This is a genomic window from Agrobacterium tumefaciens, from assembly GCF_013318015.2.
GTDB classification, from domain to species: Bacteria; Pseudomonadota; Alphaproteobacteria; order Rhizobiales; family Rhizobiaceae; genus Agrobacterium; species Agrobacterium tumefaciens.
This window is the reverse complement of sequence record NZ_CP115842.1, coordinates 1,141,618-1,160,000: the sequence shown is the minus strand read 5'-3', so window position 1 is coordinate 1,160,000 and position 18,383 is coordinate 1,141,618. Positions and strand designations below refer to the sequence as shown.

The 18,383-nt window shown below is 57.2% G+C and carries 15 protein-coding genes (1 of these 15 running past the window's edge); 9 read left to right on the top strand and 6 right to left on the bottom strand.

Annotated elements, in window-relative coordinates; translation table 11 throughout:
* Positions 1-354, bottom strand: the 5' end (the start) of a protein-coding gene (hutC, locus tag G6L97_RS18755) for a histidine utilization repressor (protein ID WP_025595286.1). 372 nt of this gene lie to the left of the window's left edge; only the first 354 of its 726 coding nucleotides appear in the window; it begins with the start codon at positions 352-354; its stop codon lies off the left edge, out of view.
* 48 nt (positions 355-402) lie between these two features.
* Positions 403-1,749: a formimidoylglutamate deiminase gene (locus G6L97_RS18750; protein ID WP_174003534.1), complete on the bottom strand. Its 1,347-nt coding sequence runs from the start codon at positions 1,747-1,749 to the stop codon at positions 403-405.
* 115 nt (positions 1,750-1,864) lie between these two features.
* On the opposite strand from G6L97_RS18750, the gene hutI reads away from it, so the two are divergent.
* The 6 genes from hutI to G6L97_RS18720 all read left to right on the top strand — a co-directional run bounded on the left by hutI (position 1,865) and on the right by G6L97_RS18720 (position 9,012).
* On the top strand, positions 1,865-3,124 hold the full coding sequence (gene hutI / locus G6L97_RS18745; RefSeq protein WP_149916144.1) for an imidazolonepropionase: 1,260 nt from the start codon (positions 1,865-1,867) through the stop codon (positions 3,122-3,124).
* A complete protein-coding gene (hutH, locus tag G6L97_RS18740; protein ID WP_149916143.1) occupies positions 3,121-4,656 on the top strand; it encodes a histidine ammonia-lyase in 1,536 nt (511 codons plus the stop codon). Before hutI ends, hutH begins: the two co-directional genes overlap by 4 nt.
* 1 nt (position 4,657) lies before the next feature.
* Positions 4,658-5,476 (top strand): N-formylglutamate deformylase, encoded by an 819-nt coding sequence (gene hutG, locus G6L97_RS18735; RefSeq protein WP_149916142.1) that lies wholly within the window; start codon positions 4,658-4,660, stop codon positions 5,474-5,476.
* Complete coding sequence (gene hutU / locus G6L97_RS18730; RefSeq protein WP_025595291.1) at positions 5,473-7,146, top strand: urocanate hydratase; 1,674 nt, start codon at positions 5,473-5,475, stop codon at positions 7,144-7,146. The genes hutG and hutU overlap by 4 nt, the downstream gene beginning before the upstream one ends.
* 245 nt (positions 7,147-7,391) lie before the next feature.
* Entirely contained in the window at positions 7,392-8,399 is a 1,008-nt protein-coding gene (locus G6L97_RS18725) for an alpha/beta fold hydrolase (protein ID WP_112682381.1), read from the top strand.
* A gap of 43 nt (positions 8,400-8,442) precedes the next feature.
* Positions 8,443-9,012, top strand: coding sequence for a HutD/Ves family protein (locus G6L97_RS18720; RefSeq protein ID WP_065662382.1), 570 nt, complete (start codon positions 8,443-8,445; stop codon positions 9,010-9,012).
* Between the two features lie 12 nt (positions 9,013-9,024).
* On the opposite strand, the gene G6L97_RS18715 is transcribed toward G6L97_RS18720, so the two are convergent.
* From G6L97_RS18715 to G6L97_RS18700, 4 genes are all read right to left on the bottom strand, one after another.
* Complete coding sequence (locus G6L97_RS18715; protein ID WP_174003529.1) at positions 9,025-10,503, bottom strand: M81 family metallopeptidase; 1,479 nt, start codon at positions 10,501-10,503, stop codon at positions 9,025-9,027.
* Between the two features lie 71 nt (positions 10,504-10,574).
* Entirely contained in the window at positions 10,575-11,663 is a 1,089-nt protein-coding gene (locus G6L97_RS18710) for a D-TA family PLP-dependent enzyme (protein ID WP_149916139.1), read from the bottom strand.
* Positions 11,664-11,665: 2 nt separating this feature from the next.
* Positions 11,666-12,091, bottom strand: a complete 426-nt coding sequence (locus G6L97_RS18705) for a RidA family protein (protein ID WP_174003526.1) — start codon at positions 12,089-12,091, stop codon at positions 11,666-11,668.
* A 417-nt stretch (positions 12,092-12,508) separates the two neighbouring features.
* Positions 12,509-13,894, bottom strand: a complete 1,386-nt coding sequence (locus G6L97_RS18700; RefSeq protein ID WP_149916138.1) for an FAD/NAD(P)-binding protein — start codon at positions 13,892-13,894, stop codon at positions 12,509-12,511.
* Between the two features lie 440 nt (positions 13,895-14,334).
* On the opposite strand from G6L97_RS18700, the gene repA reads away from it, so the two are divergent.
* The 3 genes from repA (at position 14,335) to repC (ending at position 18,019) form a co-directional block, all read left to right on the top strand.
* Positions 14,335-15,549, top strand: coding sequence for a plasmid partitioning protein RepA (repA, locus tag G6L97_RS18695; protein WP_029658853.1), 1,215 nt, complete (start codon positions 14,335-14,337; stop codon positions 15,547-15,549).
* A complete protein-coding gene (repB, locus tag G6L97_RS18690; RefSeq protein WP_003511631.1) occupies positions 15,546-16,556 on the top strand; it encodes a plasmid partitioning protein RepB in 1,011 nt (336 codons plus the stop codon). Before repA ends, repB begins: the two co-directional genes overlap by 4 nt.
* A 185-nt stretch (positions 16,557-16,741) precedes the next feature.
* A complete protein-coding gene (repC, locus tag G6L97_RS18685) occupies positions 16,742-18,019 on the top strand; it encodes a plasmid replication protein RepC (RefSeq protein WP_149916137.1) in 1,278 nt (425 codons plus the stop codon).
* The last annotated feature ends 364 nt before the right edge of the window (positions 18,020-18,383 follow it).

The following is an 18,383-nucleotide window of genomic DNA, read 5'->3' as shown; positions in this document are numbered from 1 at the left end:
ACTTGTCCGATCCTCACGCTTCGCGACACGCTGTGTGCGCTTAAGGACCTTGAAGCCATATTCCAGGCCAAGGGATTCGACTTCCGCCCTGATATCGTGGATTTCGAGAACCGCGGACTGAATCTGCGGCTGGCGAACGAAACTGCCGGATTTCTTGCGGCGCTCGATCAAGCCGGCCTTCACAAGCTGGCCCATGACCTTGTTGACAGTCATGCGGGAGCAATCGTAGTGGGCGGCGAGATCAACCTCGAAAGGCAACCGGTGACCCGGCGGCCATTCGCCCGATACGATCCGGCCCTCTATATCACCGAGGATACGCTGGTGCAGGGTTTGCCCGGCCGATGCTTTCGTCACGTCCGCAATGCCTTCCAACGGCTCGATGTCATTCCTATCGAGCGCATATCAGCTATCGACAAGTTCGGCCATGACCTTGTTGAAGCGATCCGATATTTCATGGCGATGGACGTGCCGGCCCGCTTGCACCAGTTTTTTACCGCGCACCCAGACGGTATCGACATGGACGCTACTCGCGAACATCCATTGGTCGAGAATCTGGGATGCCGGAAGATGGGGAACGGCCGAGCAATCAAGCGCGACAAAATCAGCGCTTTTTCCCGCTTCTATCTGATTTTTTGAATCCAGCGCCCTGCCACCGCCTTTAAGCGCCTGCTGGAACAGTTTCTCGCCAGTGGAACGGCCGGCATCGGCGATGACATTGCGCGCCCGAAGCGACAGGCGCTGCGAATATTCGAGCATCCGCAATTCTTCCGGCACGGAGATCAAAATGTTGGAATCCGAACCGACACCGTAATGGCCGCCTTCCGCGATGAAACCGGGAGCGGGGAAGATGCCGTCGCCAAGATTGGCCTCGGTGATGGGGCAAAGGCCGGCAACGGCACCGCTTTTTGCCATGCGGCGGGTTTCGGCTTCTGTCATATGCGTCGCATGGATAAGGCACCAGCGATCATCGACCGGCGCATTCTGCAAAAGCCACTCCACCGGCCGCGCACCTGAAAAGGCGAGCGAATCCTCGATTTCCTTGACCTGCTCCGCCACATGAATGTGGATCGGGCCGCCTTTCGCCAGCGGTTCGATCGCCGCCAGTTCTTCACCAGTTACGGCACGGAGACTGTGTGGCGCGATGCCGAGCGTTGCACCGGGAAGCCCATTCACCACGGCTTGGGCGCCCTGCATGAGCCTTTCGTAACTGTCAAGCGAATGGATGAAACGTTTCTGACCGTCGATCGGCAGCTGACCGCCGAAACCGGAATGCGCATAAAATACCGGCAGCAAAGTCAGGCCGATCCCCGTTTGCGAGGCAGCGGCACCGATACGCTCGGCCATTTCGGCGATATTGCCGTAATGCGAACCATCCATATCGTTATGCAGGTAATGAAATTCACCGACCCGTCCAAAACCGGCTTCCAGCATTTCCATATAAAGCTGGGCAGCAACCGCCTCGACATGATCCGGTGTCATCGACAGCGCGAACTTGTACATGACCGTGCGCCAGCTCCAGAAGCTGTCGTCGGCAGGCCCGCGAATTTCCGCAAGCCCTGCCATGGCCCGCTGAAAGGCATGGCTGTGGAGATTGGGCATGGCCGGCACGATAACGGCGTGCCGTTCATCCTGCGGCTGCGGAGAAACACCGGTTTCGACGGATGAAGCAGCACCGCCCATGCAGTGGATGCGAACATCTTGCACCCACCCATCGGCCAGAAGTGCTGCGCCCGCGTGAATTACCGTCATGCCACCCTCTCCTCTTGATCTCTTCTGACAAGCCGACGTCGCATACGAAATTGCGGCTTGCCAACGTGATTATTATGTATATACATTTGACACATAAAAGAAAGGCGAAAAGCAAATGCCAGGGAACAAATATACAAAGGGAATGGCGACGGGTGACACTACCGCATTGTGGCGCAATGCCCGGCTGGCGACGTTTGATCCTACCATGGAAGGCATCGGCGCTATCGAAAATGCAGCCATTGCCATACGCAACGACCGCATCGTCTTTGCCGGCGCTGAAAGCGATCTGCCCGCCGACCTGGCAACGGCCGACGAGATAACCGATTGTGAGGGACGCTGGATCACCCCGGCTCTGATAGACTGCCACACACATCTGGTCTTCGGCGGCAACCGCGCCATGGAATTCGAAATGCGCCTTAATGGCGCGACATATGAGGAGATCGCCAAAGCGGGCGGTGGTATCGTTTCTTCGGTACGCGACACGCGCGCCCTCTCGGAAGAGGCTTTGGTGGCACAGGCATTGCCCCGTCTGGATACGCTTCTGGCGGAGGGTGTCTCGACCCTCGAAATAAAATCCGGCTACGGTCTTGATATCGAAACCGAACTGAAAATGCTGCGCGTCGCCCGCAAACTTGAGACGCTACGGCCCGTTAGAATCGTCACCAGCTACCTGGCCGCGCATGCGACACCGGCCGAATATAAGGGCCGTAACGCCGACTACATTATGGACGTGGTTCTGCCGGGGCTGGAAAAAGCCAATGCGGAAGGACTGGCGGATGCGGTTGACGGTTTTTGCGAAGGCATCGCCTTTTCCGTTGAGGAAATGACCCGGGTTTTCGAGGCGGCAAAACAGTACGGTCTCCCCGTCAAGCTGCATGCCGAACAGCTTTCCAACCTCGGCGGTACGGAGCTTGCCGCATCCTACGGTGCGCTTTCCGCCGATCATCTGGAATATCTTGATGAGGCCGGTGCAAAAGCACTGGCTAAAGCGGGAACGGTGGCCGTGCTTCTGCCCGGGGCCTTTTACGCGCTCCGGGAAAAACAGCTGCCCCCGGTTCAGGCCCTGCGCGATGCAGGCGCTGACATCGCGCTGGCTACCGATTGCAATCCTGGCACCTCACCACTGACTTCCCTGTTGCTGACCATGAACATGGGTGCCACGCTTTTTCGCATGACAGTGGAAGAATGCCTGACGGCGACCACGCGCAATGCCGCAAAGGCGCTCGGCCTGCTTGCGGAAACCGGCACGCTGGAAGCGGGAAAATCCGCTGATTTCACCATCTGGGATATCGAACGCCCGGCTGAACTTGTCTACCGCATCGGCTTCAACCCGCTCCACGCCCGCATTTTCAAGGGACAGAAGGTTTCTCCATGACTATCACGCTTCACCCCGGCAATGTGACCCTTGCTGAACTTGCCGCAATCTACTGGGATAACGGCAGAGCGAAACTCGACCGTTCGTTCGATGCCGGTATAAAAAAAGCAGCGGGCCGCATCGCCGAGATTGCCGCCGGCAATGCGCCGGTCTATGGCATCAATACCGGTTTCGGCAAACTCGCCTCGATCAAGATCGACGCAGCCGATGTGGCGACGCTGCAGCGTAACCTCATCCTGTCACATTGCTGCGGCGTCGGTGCGGCGCTTCCGGAAAATGTCGTGCGCCTGATCATGGCGCTGAAGCTGATTTCGCTTGGTCGCGGCGCCTCCGGCGTGCGGCTGGAACTGGTGCGGCTGATTGAGGACATGCTGGAAAAGGGTGTCATCCCTTCCATTCCGGAAAAGGGTTCGGTCGGAGCGTCGGGCGATCTCGCACCGCTTGCCCATATGGCCGCCGTGATGATGGGCGAAGGCGAGGCTTTCTATGAAGGTACGCTTCTGCCCGCCGGCGAAGCTCTCACTAGAGCCGGGCTGACCCCGGTCGTGCTCGCCGCCAAGGAAGGGTTGGCGCTGATCAACGGCACGCAAACCTCGACGGCGCTGGCGCTTGCCGGTCTTTTCCGCGCTCACCGCGCGGCACAGGCAGCGCTGATAACAGGTGCGCTTTCCACCGATGCCGCCATGGGTTCTTCGGCTCCCTTCCATCCCGATATTCACACATTGCGCGGCCACAAGGGCCAGATCGATGCGGGGGCTGCACTGCGCAACCTGCTGGAAGGATCCGAAATCCGTGTCAGCCATATCGAAGGCGACGAGCGCGTTCAGGATCCCTATTGCATCCGCTGCCAGCCGCAGGTGGACGGCGCCTGCCTCGATCTTCTGCGGCAGGTAGCCCGCACGCTTGAAATCGAAGCCAATGCCGTGACGGACAATCCGCTGGTGCTTTCCGACAATTCCGTCGTATCCGGGGGCAACTTCCACGCTGAACCGGTGGCATTTGCCGCCGACCAGACGGCGCTTGCCATCTGCGAAATCGGCGCGATCGCGCAGCGCCGCGTGGCGCTGCTTGTCGATCCGGCTCTATCCTATGGCCTTCCGGCATTTTTATCGAAAAAACCGGGGCTGAATTCCGGCCTGATGATTGCCGAAGTCACCTCCGCTGCGCTGATGAGCGAGAACAAGCAGATGGCTCATCCGGCTTCAGTCGATTCGACGCCAACCTCAGCCAATCAGGAAGACCATGTCTCCATGGCCTGCCACGGCGCGCGCCGCCTGCTACCGATGACGGAGAACCTTTTCGCCATCCTCGGCATCGAGGCGCTTTCGGCGGTTCAGGGCGTTGAGCTGCGTGGGCCATTGAAAACCAGCCCGGAGCTGCAAAAGGCAATCGCCGTGCTGCGTCAGGCGATCCCTTCACTGGAAGAGGACCGTTATATGGCGCCGGATCTGAAGGCGGCATCCGACCTTATTGCGACCGGCGCTCTTGTGTCCGTGATTTCCGACGGCATTCTTCCGAAGCTGGAGGCGTAAGATGCGCGTCTTCGATATTAGAGAAGGCACATCGCCCGTCATTCTCGGCCTGCCCCACACCGGCACCGATGTTCCGGCAGCGATTTGGCAACGCTTGAACGACAACGGCAAGATGCTTGCCGATACCGACTGGCATATTCATGATCTCTACGCGGATCTGCTCCCCGACGCGACGACGGTTCGCGCTACCTTTCATCGTTATGTGATCGATGCCAACCGCGATCCTGAAGGCGTTAGCCTCTATCCAGGACAAAACACCACAGGCCTTGTTCCGGAAACCGATTTCGACGGCAAATCGATCTGGAATGAGGGGCAGGAACCGAATCAGGACGACATAGTCTCTCGGCTGGAAACGTTTCATGCGCCCTATCACGCGGCCCTTGCCGCGGAAATCGAGCGGGTTAAGGCCATTCACGGCATCGCCATTCTCTATGATTGCCATTCGATCCGCTCGCATATCCCGTTCCTGTTCGAAGGCAAGCTGCCGGATTTCAACATCGGTACGGATATGGGCAGGACCTGCGACCCAGCCATCGAGACAATGGCGGTCGAATCGACCGCTGCGGCAGAAGGTTACACCAGCATTCTCAACGGTCGCTTCAAGGGTGGCTGGACCACACGCCACTACGGAAAGCCCGAAACCGGCGTGCATGCCATCCAGATGGAACTGGCGCAATCCACCCATCTAACGACAGAGGCACCGCCGTTTGCCTATGACGACGCCAAGGCCACCAAGCTTCGCATACACCTGAAAGACATTCTCACGCGCATCGAAACGACTGCGCTGACACTCGCACACACCAAAAGGGGAACCAAATGACTAATCCTCGTCACAATATTCGCGACGTCCGCGCTGCGCGTGGAACCGAGCTGACCGCGAAATCGTGGATGACAGAAGCGCCGCTGCGCATGCTGATGAACAATCTCGATCCTGAAGTGGCCGAGAACCCGCACGAACTGGTGGTTTATGGTGGCATCGGCCGTGCCGCCCGCACCTGGGCGGATTTCGACAAGATCGTCGCGACCCTGCGCGATCTCAACGAAGACGAAACGCTGATGGTCCAGTCCGGCAAACCGGTTGGCGTGTTCCGCACCCACAAGGATGCGCCGCGCGTGCTGATTGCCAACTCCAACCTCGTGCCGCACTGGGCGACATGGGATCATTTCAACGAGCTGGATAAAAAGGGTCTTGCCATGTACGGCCAGATGACCGCCGGTTCGTGGATCTATATCGGCAGCCAGGGCATCGTGCAGGGCACCTACGAAACCTTCGTCGAGGCCGGTCGTCAGCACTATAATGGCGATCTCACAGGCAAATGGGTTCTGACCGGCGGCCTTGGCGGCATGGGCGGCGCCCAGCCACTTGCCGCCGTGATGGCCGGTGCCTGCTGCCTTGCCATTGAATGCAATCCCGATTCGATCGATTTCCGTCTGCGCACCCGCTACGTCGATGCCCGCGCCGAAACTCTTGATGAGGCGATGGAGATGATTGAGCGCTGGACCGCCGCCGGCGAGGCAAAGTCCGTCGGCCTGCTCGGCAACACCGCTGAAATCCTGCCGGAAATGGTCCGCCGCGGCATCCGTCCAGACATGGTAACCGACCAGACCTCGGCGCACGACCCGATCAACGGCTATCTGCCGAAGGGCTGGACGATGGCCAAGTGGAAGGAAAAGCGCGAGAGCGACCCGAAAGCCGTCGAAAAAGCTGCCCGTGCCTCAATGCGCGAACATGTCGAAGCGATGATTGCCTTCCAGGACATGGGCATTCCGACTTTCGACTACGGCAACAACATCCGCCAGGTGGCAAAAGAAGAAGGGCTGGAAAACGCTTTCGCCTTCCCGGGCTTCGTTCCGGCCTATATCCGCCCGCTGTTTTGCCGCGGCGTCGGCCCGTTCCGCTGGGCGGCACTATCGGGTGATCCGGAAGACATCCGCAAGACCGACGCCAAGGTGAAGGAACTGCTGCCCGACAACAAGCACCTGCACAATTGGCTTGATATGGCCGCCGAGCGCATCGCCTTCCAGGGCCTGCCGGCGCGTATCTGCTGGGTTGGCCTCGGTGATCGCCATCGTCTCGGTCTTGCTTTCAACGAAATGGTCAAGAACGGCGAGCTCAGCGCTCCGATCGTCATCGGCCGCGACCACCTCGACAGCGGCTCCGTCGCCTCGCCGAACCGCGAGACCGAAGCCATGCAGGACGGTTCGGATGCCGTATCCGACTGGCCGCTGCTGAACGCGCTGCTCAATACCGCATCCGGCGCGACATGGGTTTCCCTGCACCACGGCGGCGGTGTCGGCATGGGCTTTTCCCAGCATTCCGGCATGGTCATCTGCTGCGACGGCACCGATGACGCGGCCCGCCGCATAGAGCGCGTGCTGTGGAACGACCCGGCAACCGGCGTCATGCGCCATGCCGATGCCGGTTACGAAATCGCCGTGGAATGCGCAAAAGAGCAGGGCCTGCGACTGCCCGGCATTCTCGGTAACTAAAGAAAAAACTCGGCGCAGTCTTCAGGCTGCGCCGTTTATCTGATCGGGGAAGAGAGCCGCGATCCACCCATCGTACAGTGCCGACAGCGGTGCCGCATCAGTTTCGACGCCGCTGTCGGCGGCCGGTGGAACTTCTGGTCTGTCTGCGGCTTTCTTACGTTGCTGTTTTTAACCGACCGACTGTATGCTCGTTTGAAAGCCGCGCTAACCGTTAGGCAGGCATGAAGGACATGGTAGATCAAAGAATGGCGTACAGGTTCCTTCCGCTTGCATTTACCCTCCTGCTCGGGGCACTTCTTCCGGTTTCCGCTACGAATGCCGTGGCGTCCGAAAAGCAGCAAAATGTTCCCGTGCGGATCGATGTGGGCGGCTACAAGCTGAACAGCATCTTGGTCGAGCCGAGAAAAAGCGCCGAGCTTCCGCCGATCCTCTTCATTCACGGGGCAAGCGCCAGTCTCTATGATCCGATGTTTTCGTTTCTCGAAAAGCTGAGAGGCCGTGCAAAACTGCTATTTGTCGACAGGCCAGGGCACGGCAATTCGGATATCGGCGGCAAGGCAAATATTCTCCCGGATGGACAGGCGGACGCCATTGCCCAGCTTATGAAAAAGCGAGGCGTCCCGAGAGCGATTATCGTCGGACATTCCTTTGGCGGCGCCATCGCGGCATCGCTTGCGGTCCGTCATCCGGAGATGGTCGCGGGCCTCGTATTCCTTTCTCCCGCTGTCTATCCATGGGAGGGCGGCATCGCCTGGTATTACACAGCGGCAAATGCGCCCTTTACCGGTCCGCTGTTTAGCACCTTCATTGCTCCGCCCGCCGGCCTCCTGGCATTGGATCAGGCAACGCGCGGTGTTTTTGCACCCAATTCCAGACCCGCCGGTTATGTGGAAGCAACGCATTCCGTGGCGGCCCTGCGGCCCAGGGCCTTTCGGCACAATGCGCAGGAGGTCGCGGCTCTCAATGAATGGGCGCGCGGAGCTTCCTCGAAGTATCGGCGCATCACGGCACCAACCGTCATCATAACCGGTGATACGGACACGATCGTCTCGCCAGAGGTGCATTCCCGTCATCTCGCCAGAGATATTCGCGGCTCCACTTTGATCGTCGTGCACAATCTCGGGCATAAATCTGACTATGTGGCCAGTGACCTTGCCATTGCCGCGATCGAAAAGGTTGCCGGCCGGCCATCCGATTTAAAGGCAGTCCAAAAAACGATTGAGCGACGCATCGAGAATGATCGCGGATCGTAAACTTTCGCCCCCGCCCCCTTAACGACCCGATTCTGGACATCACATGAGAATATTACGCGCTTCCGAATACAAAACCATGCCGTGGAAAAATGGCGGGGGCGTTACGGTGGAAATCGCCATCCATCCGCCGGGTGCTTCCGTGGATGCATTCGACTGGCGCGTCAGCATGGCGACCGTTGCTCAGGACGGACCATTTTCCAGCTTCCCCGGCATAGACCGCACGCTTGCGATTATCGAGGGAAACGGCCTTGCACTCGCTATTTCGGGTCATGAGCCGGTGGCGCTGACGACGGAGAGTACCCCCCTGCCCTTTGCCGCCGATGTTCCCGTGGATGCGACCCTGATGGACGGCGCGATCGTCGACCTGAACGTCATGACCCGCCGCTCGTCCTTCGCCCACAGCGTGCAAAGACTATCCGGCAGCTGTTCGATGCAACCGGCAACGGTAACAAGGCTGATCCTCGCGCTCGATCCTCTGACGGTCGCCGTCAACAACGACACAGCCCGGCTGAAGAAGCTGGATAGCGTTTTCATCACGGAAAGCGTGCCGTTCACCATCGATGCAGATCATGGTGAAGGCATATTCTTTCTGATCACGCTACAAGATATCTGAAGCGCCGCAGCCTCAGTCCAACCCCAGCGGATCGGCCACCCGTGGCCATAGCTGGAGGCTTGCCTTGCGATAGGCGGTTGTGGCCGGATCGGTCGGATAGGAAGTGGGCGCGGCGATATAAACGATCTCGGAAGCGACCGGCGCAAAACCCGCATGGAAGTGGTTGGTGGACTTCACCAGCAGCACGTCTTTCCTGGCAAAATCAATGCCGAGATTGGAAAAGATATCCGGCTCATAAGTTTGCGTGCGGCTGGTAATGAGAATGATATCGATTTCCGTTCCGACCGGTCGAACGACGGCGGCGCGGCCGAGCGTGACGCGGCTGTTTCGGAAACTCTGCCACCCTGCTTCTGCAGTGCGCATGACCCTGATCCGGAAATCGAGCGGCTCGCCACCTTCGGGACTGGATTTGCCGCCAATACGCAGATCAATCTCCGCCCCCTCGCCTGCCGCGTGACAGAAAGACACAGCAATCGGATCCCAGATCGTTGCCACACCAATATTGTCCATGCCGCGCTCCACCATGCGCCGCAGAATATGGGTGGCATCACCCGCAACGCCGCCACCGGGATTATCCCATATATCCGACACCACGACCGGCATATCCGGATGCTCACTACGAATGGCGAGAGCCCTGTCGAGACCCGATTCCGTGTCGAGCATCGGCATGGCAGTCAACTTGCGCATGGCATAAAGCTCATGGCCGAGTTTTTCGGCCAGTGCGTCACCTTTTGCCCTGTCATTATCTGTCACGACGACGATACGCGTGCCCATTTCTGGTACATCGCCTGCCATGAAACCGTGAATGACGGAAATAGACAGCACGCCGTCCTTGCCCTCCAAAGCCTTCAAACGGTCAACATAAGAACGCATCGGTTCGCGGCTGGTGGGGTAAATGGTGATCATGCGGCAATCGAAAGTGGAAATAACCGGCCTGATTTCTCCGCGCAGGGTGCGAAGTGCCAGTTCAACGACGTGCTCACCACGTTCCTCAAAATCCGTATGCGGGAATTCGAGAAACGTCGCCATGATATCGAGATTTTGGACCCTTAAAGGGGTCAAATGGCTGTGGGGATCGAATTCCGCCGCGATCAGTACGTCGGGACCAACAAGCGTGCGGACATGTGACAGGAAATCGCCTTCCGGATCGTCATAACCCTGCGCGACCATGGCGCCATGTAGACCAAGAATTACCGTATCGACTGGCAGGGCGGCGGCAAGCTCGGCAAGAATCGTATCGCGCAGCGTTTCATAGGTCTGGCGCTGTATCAGCCCCGCCGGTTCCGCCCAGCAGGAGGTACCCTCGATTACCGTAAACCCTTCCGCTTTGCCGCGCCGGCGCAGAATTGGTACCGGTGAGGAGCACAGTGTCGGCGTTTCCGGATGTTCGCCGGGCCCAGCGTAAAAAGCCGCGCGAAAGGCGTCCATGTCCGTCGGGACGGGTGAAAACGTGTTGGTTTCGGTGGCAAGCGATGCCGTGAATATGCGCATGACTGTCATTCTCGTTGCCGATGCCCGCATTTCGGCAGCATCTTTTTTGCAATTTAATTAGCCGGGTAATGTTACCAGACGGTGCCGCGTGCTGCCACGTCTTCCACCCGCGTCACGATACCGTTTCGATGGAAAACCATCCTGTCGAAAAGATTAGTGATGACGCAGGTGTGGTTCGGCACGACCTTGACCAGCTCACCGATTTCCGGCCGGCCCGATGTGCAGCCCGACAAATCGACCACCGCATGTTCTTCCGAAAGCGACATGATTTTCGCGCCTTCATACCCTTCAATCAGCCCGTAATCGCTGAACCCAAGGAGATCGGAGGTCAAAGCCTTGGAGCCACAATCGAGCACAGCGCGATCAGCTGTCGGTCGCGACACCACGGTGGCAAGAACATGCATTGCCAGGTCGCCAGCGGTGCAATGTCCGGCACGCAGCATCGAACGATCATTATATACATAGGTGCCCGCCCGATATTCGGTTGCGGAGGGAACGAGGTGAGCAGAGAAAAAATCCGGTGAGCCGCCACTGGAGCGAACCGGGCAGTCGATGCCCTTTTCCGCAAGCAACGCCATGGTTTCCCGAATGAAGTTCTCCACCTTTTCAGCGCCACCGGGTGCCGGATAGGTCAAAATGCCCTTGAAATTGAGGCCCGGTGCCGCGACGATCTTTTCTGCAAGCTGCAACACGGCTTCAGGGGTCTGCACACCGCAGCGTTTTCCGCCGGTATCGCATTCGACAAGAACGGAAAGCGGTCTTTCCGCATCGAATGTGCCGGCAAGGCCGGCAATCGTCACGGCGCTGTCGGCGACGACGCTCAGTTGCCCTATACGCGCATTCAATGCCCTCAGCCGCGAGAGTTTCGCCACGCCGAGGATATTGTAGGTAATGAGGATGTCGTCGAAACCGGCATCCGCGAAAACTTCCGCCTCGCTGACCTTCTGACAATTGATGCCGATGGCGCCCGCCTGAAGCTGCTGCTTCGCAATGGCTGGTATCTTATGGGTCTTGATATGGGGGCGAAAAGCCATGCCATGTCTATCAAGATAGGACTGCGCCCGCGCAATATTGGCGGCAAGTCGGTCCTCGTCAATCACGGGCATCGGCGTCGAGATCGCATCGAGTGGGGTGCCTTCGTCAGGCCAGGGGTAGGTCATCGTCAAACGCTCTCAGAATCGGAAATTGGCAATAAAACCAGTGGCTTATAGGCTATAACATCCATTTCAACCTTCGCATCGACCATCAGAGGCGACTGCACGGTTGAACGTGCCGGTGGATGATCGATGAAATATTTCTGGAAGACCGCGTTGAAGCTCGAAAAATCCCGAGCATCATCCAGCCAGACATTGACCTTGACGACATCGGCAAGTGTACAATCCGCAAGCGCCAGAACATCCATGATATTGGCCACAACCTGCTCGGTCTGAGCCACAATGCCGCCAGTTACTACTTCACCATCGACCGCGGGCACCTGTCCAGACACATAGACGAAATCACCGGCCCGCACGGCCTTCGCAAAAGGCCTGCGCTGTCCGCCAGCCTGAGCGTCAGCCGTCTCGAATCGTACCAGTTTCTGCTTTTCCATAGATGCCTCGCAAATAATTTTCATGGAAATCGTATTTTTTAGGGTTTAATAGCTCGTTTTGCATCAATATTCCATAAGTGATGTAAATAATTTAGCAATTGTGTAAATCATCAACTCGCGGACGGATGGACGTCACGGTGAGCTATTCGTATCGCCGCACGTTGTCGAACCGAATAATGAGGCTCAAAACCCATTGTCTGTCGCGATCTATGGAAGCGGCTATTGGCTGAGCGAAGGCTCTTACTAACCCTTAGCTCTATCGCGTAATGAGGAAAGCCCGGTACATTCGGATGGCCGCCTGATGAGAGAAATAGAGAGGTTAGCCGCGGCAAACCTCAGTATCTGAAAAGTTAGAGGAACAGTCTCAAGCGCAAACTCTTTAAGACCTGGCACTGTGCGAGTGTTCTTTCCGCCACATCAACCGTGTGCCGATACCCGCCGGTCCGATACCACTCTGTCCGTAACAGCTTGCGCGATCTTTTGCGCCTGCACGCGGATATCCGGCACGGCGGTTATCTCCCAAAAGCGGCCCGCCGTCAGCGCCCCGGCGGCAAACAGGCCAGGCCAGACCTGCCCGTCCGCGCTTGACAAGCGCGACTGGCCATCGACCTCGACCCCAAGACCAAAGGCGTCGAGCAAAAGCACGCCATCGTCCCGCATGGTTTCCAAAAGCCGTGAATGACCGATCCCCGCCCTCTCCATTCCGGTACAATTAACGACCCAATCGACCTGAAACTCTCTAAGCGTCTCCGTATGCCGACGGCGATAGAGTACGGCGATCCCCTCGTCCTGCTCGTCGAGAGAGCGGAGATAACCGGCGTGAATCTCTAGAACGCCGTCAGATAATAGCTTTTCAAAAGCCTTATGCACTTCGGGCGCGATTCGGTGCCGGTGAATGTTCCACCAAGGCAAAGCATGGCGAAGAAACCGGCTTCGCTGATCAGATGTCAGGCTCTGCCAAAGCAGCTGGGTCTTCGGCCGTAGACCGTCCATGACAGTACGCCACGGCGCACCATCTTTCACCTGCTTACGCAGAGCCTGCACTAACCGGCTGATCTCGGTCGAACCTTCTGGTAAGCGCGGATCAGCTGGAGACAGTGGCGGGCTGATATGTGGATGCGGCACAAGTCCGCGGCGGGACAATACGTGGATTGGGCCACGATGTCCCTTTCCTCGAAGCGTCAGGACCTGATCTATCATCGTCAGGCCAGAACCCAGAATACAGATGCGGTCCCCCGCCTTTACTCTCGAAAGCCATCCGGACTGCCAGCAATGCCCGATGATGCGATGCGGCGCGTCGTCATCTTTCGTCAGAGTTTGCACCGGCAAACTTGCCGCGCCGACACCAAGACATAAGACAACATTTTTCGCCCGTAGCTTCTCACCATTCTCCAGTGCAAAAGAGAAACCGCCATTGCCATCCGGGCGACAGGCTGAAGCCTTGGCACGAATGAAGTCCACCCTTGCCCGCTGATCCCGGCTTCTCAGCAGGCTGGCGAGCCTGTCCCTGAGATAGAGGCCGTAATCGCCACGTGAGGCAAAAGCCAATGGATCATTGCCGAGCCCGTTCTCCGTCAGCCAATCGAGAAAGTCATCCGGCCTGTCGGGGAATACGCTCATCCGCCCTGCCGGCACATTGAGCCGGTGATAGGGCAACTCGGTACGATAGGCCGTACCGCGCCCGAAATCCGACTCGTCGCCGACAATGGCGATCGACGCGTCCCCGGGCAGGGATGATAAGAGATGAGCGGCGGTACAGATGGCCGAGAAACCCGAACCGACGATAGCGACATCATAGGACATTTATTCCTCCAACCTGCGACAGCACGAAAGGTCAGGCGGTGGGCGCCGGACCCGTTGATACTCTAGTCGATGAGTAGAGATTAAACACCTGCCAATGTCTACCCTTCACTTTCCGTCGGCGGGATCGCTCATTGCACATTTGGTGCGCAGGATTGTCAAAGTTAGCCGCGGCAAACTTTCGCTCTGATCGCTCCTTGTCAGTTTTGAAGGAAGTCGAAAAACCGCGTCTCAGCCAGAACGAAGATGAAGTTAGCCGCGGCTAACCGAAAAACTGTCACAAAAAGCAAAACTGATTCTTCCACAATGCCTTAGCGGTACTTCTGCATCCGGGAAAAAAGCCTATTGCGCCAAAAAGAGAATCGGCGCTTATATCTCAGTTGCGGAAAAAACCGTCTTTTTCGAAAAAAACCGCAACTGCAATATCGAGCGAAAGTAGATCCATGACACAGAGTGCCGACTCAAGATTTGCTGCAGGGGCACCCGACCTCACGAGCCTTATACAACAGCATTCGGCTGCATTGTCAGCCCAATTGCAGGCGCATAATGCGAATACGTTTTCGCCGCATACCGAAAAGAGTATGCGCCATTTTTCGCCGGCGGAAACCGCCCGGCTGATTGGCATCGGTGAAGCCTATCTTCGTCAGATCGCCGCTGAGCGTCCGGAGCTCGATGCAGCGCAGGCATCCGGTCGTCGTTCCTATTCGGTAGAGGATATGGACGAGATCAGAAAGTTTCTCGATCAGGGCGCGCGCGGCACGCGTCGCTATCTGCCCCACCGTCGCGACGGCGAGGAATTGCAGGTCATCGCCGTGATGAATTTCAAAGGCGGTTCGGGTAAGACCACGACATCCGCGCATCTGGCGCAATATCTGGCACTGCGCGGTTACCGGGTTCTGGCTATCGATCTTGATCCGCAGGCCAGTCTCTCCGCTCTCTTCGGTCACCAGCCCGAAATGGATGTCGGCCCGAATGAAACGCTCTACGGCGCGATCCGCTACGACGACGAACGCCGGCCGATCGCCGAGATCGTTCGCGGCACCTATATTCCCAACCTTCATATCGTTCCGGGCAATCTGGAGCTTATGGAGTTCGAGCATGATACCCCGCGCGCACTGATGCGTCGCGCACCGGGCGACACGCTGTTCTTCGCTCGCATCGGCCAGGCGATCGCCCAGGCCCAGAATTTCTACGACGTCGTGGTCATCGATTGCCCACCGCAACTCGGTTACCTGACGCTTTCGGCGCTGACGGCAGCAACATCGGTTCTCGTGACAGTTCATCCGCAAATGCTTGATGTCATGTCCATGAACCAGTTCCTTGCCATGACTGGCGATCTTCTCGCTGAAATCGGCAGGGCCGGCGCACGCTCCGATTATAACTGGATGCGTTACCTCATCACGCGTTTCGAACCGAGCGATGGGCCGCAGAACCAGATGGTGGCTTTCCTGCGCTCGATCTTCGGTGAAAACGTCCTCATTCACCCGATGCTGAAGAGCACGGCCGTTTCGGATGCCGGATTGACCAACCAGACGCTTTTCGAGGTGGAAAGAACCCAGTTCACGCGCTCCACCTATGACCGCGCACTGGAAGCCATGAACAACGTGAACGCTGAAATCGAGGGATTGATTAAAAAAGCGTGGGGTAGGGCAGCATGAGCAGAAAACAGATTTTCGCCAATCTTGGCACGCCAGGCACAGACAACGATACCACTCCCGAGCGGTCCCGTCCGCGTGTCAGACCCATCCTCGGTTCTCCCGAACTGGTGACGGATGTGTTGAACTCGCCAGTCGGCATGATCGGCCAGTCTCTGAACGAAGTGTCGGAACGCTCCAAGCGTGCTGAAGAGATCGAAAAACGGCTCGCAGAGGGCCTTACGATCGTTTCGCTCAATCCTGCTGATATCGATCCGTCTTTCATACCCGACCGCATGCCAGCCTCAGAAGAGGCGGATGCAGGCCTGGTGGAGGCTATTCGCGAGCAGGGCCAGCAGGTTCCCATTCTGGTGCGCCCTCATCCCGAATTTCCCGGACGTTATCAGGTCGCATTTGGCCATCGCCGTCTGCGCGCCGTTTCCAACCTGGGTATTCCGGTCAAGGCCGTGGTTCGCGATCTCAGCGACGAACAGCTGGTTGTCGCCCAGGGACAGGAGAACAACGAGCGCCGTGACCTAACCTATATCGAAAAGGCGCGCTTCGCCCAGAAACTGCAGATGCGGTTTCCGCGTGATACGATCATGGCGGCGATGTCCCTGCACAAGGGCGATCTTTCCAACATGCTATCGGTTGTCGGTCGCATTCCCGAGGATCTGGTCGATCTTATTGGTCCGGCACCCACCGTCGGTCGCCGTAACTGGATGGATCTCGCAGATCAGCTCTCCTCGTCACAGGTCAAGGAAGCTGCGCGCGCTTATGTCAGGGAACCTTCAGTTGCCGCTCTTCCGTCGGAAGAACGCTTCAAGTCGCTTCTGGATTTTCTAAAACCCAAGGCACAGGCAAAGAAAGCCGGTGTCTGGTCTTCGGAAACTGGCAGCAGACTGGCAAAGGTGGTCGAAAGCGACCGCAAGCTGGATATATCCATCGACAAGAACGAGGCGCCGGAATTTGCCGATTTCGTTCTGGAACATCTTCAGGCGCTGTTTGCCGAATACCGGTCCAAGCAGTGATTGTTAATACCAACGACTAACAGGAGACGCATTACAAAAGAAAAAAGCCCCCGAACGTTGCCGCACGGAAGCCTTTCTTTGATCTAAGCAACCAAAGAATCTCATTTCCGCGAATCATAGTCAAGAGTCTTGGCATCGAATTTTTCGGTGAGCGATTTTCTTTTGCCTTGTGAAAGGTGAAAGACATGGACAGCACATGTGTAACGACGCCCTTTGGGCGGCGAGCGATGTCGTTTGGCGTCCTCGCAACTCAGTTTGCCGCGCAGAAAAACAAAAAGACCGAGGCGGTCGATAAATGGAAACTCTACCGTTCGGTCTGTGAAGCCAGACCATTGCTCGGCGTGACCGATCGTTCTCTCGCGGTCTTGAACGCCCTTCTGAGTTTTTATCCGAAAAATGAACTCTCCAGCGAAGCCGGTTTGGTCGTCTTTCCGTCGAATACGCAATTGTCATTGCGAGCACATGGAATGGCAGAACAGACATTGCGCCGCCATCTCTCGGCTCTCGTCGAGGCCGGTCTCATCATCCGCAAGGATAGTCCGAACGGAAAACGCTACGCCCGTAAGCACAGGGGCGGGGAAATCAGCGAAGCCTATGGTTTTTCGCTGGCACCGCTTCTCGCCCGCAAATCGGAAATCGAGGAACTCGCCGAACGCATCGTTCGCGAGCGGCTCGACCTTCAGCGGCTTCGTGAAAACATCAGCCTGTGCCGCCGCGATATCCAGAAGCTTTGCGAAATGATAGCCGCCAGCGGTGAAGTCGTAACGTCAGAAGGATTCCAGGCGCGCTACAATGCCATTGCCCGGTCTCTCGGCCGTAATTCAAAGCCTGTCGAACTCAAGGAAATCGCCGGATTTTTGGTCTCCCTGCGTGCAGAAGTGACCAACTATCTGGAAAATATTGAAAATTCGGAGAAATCGGGCGGCAATGACTGCCAAAATGAGCGCCTCATAAAGAATTCAGAATCCGAATCTATATCTAAACCGCAAAATTTGCGTGAACCGGTAATCGTCGCACCTGCCTACACGACAGTCGTACAGCCAGAATACGCCGTACCCGTCAGTGCAAAGCCGTCATCGCAACAGCCAAAGCCTGTTCTTCATAAGCAATTTTTTGTTCCTGATATTGTTTTGGTTGTGAAGGCTTGCCCGGACATTTCCCTCTATGCACCCGGAGGAGCAGTGACTGGATGGCGTGATCTGGAAGTGGCGACATCAGTCATCAAAACCATGTTCAACGTTAGCCAATCGGCCTACCAGGACGCCCTCACCACTTTCGGTCGACAGGGAACAGCGGCGATTCTTGCCTGCCTGCTGCAAAAGGCGGACCAAATCAGCTCACTGGGCGGATATCTGCGCAATCTCACCCGTAAGGCCCACGAGGGCGGGTTTGATCTCCAGGCCATGCTTCTGGCGCAACTGCGGGGTCGAACTGACGGGATAGAGAGAAGCATGGCTGTATGAGTTCTTGAGGACGGACAGAAAATGGCGCCGGCTTGCCGAATTCCCAGTCTGCAGCTACATTGACGCTGTTTCTGCAAGACTCCGAAGATTCGCTGTGAGGCTGCCAGTGTTTACAAACAGACTGCGCTGGCAGGGGTCCCTATGGTTAATGCAAAGTAATGAAAGTTAAGCCTTGATTGACTTTCGTTTGAGTTATTCCATGATTGGTTTCAATCGCTTGAGTCCGGGTATCTTTTAGCGGTAGTGCGATGATACGGGCAGGAAAAGCGTGATTTTTATGCGTTTCTTGCGTGACTAGACCGGGGTAATGCCGAGATTTCGATATGGCACTATGTTGGAACTGAACCTTCCTTAAGATCGTGCG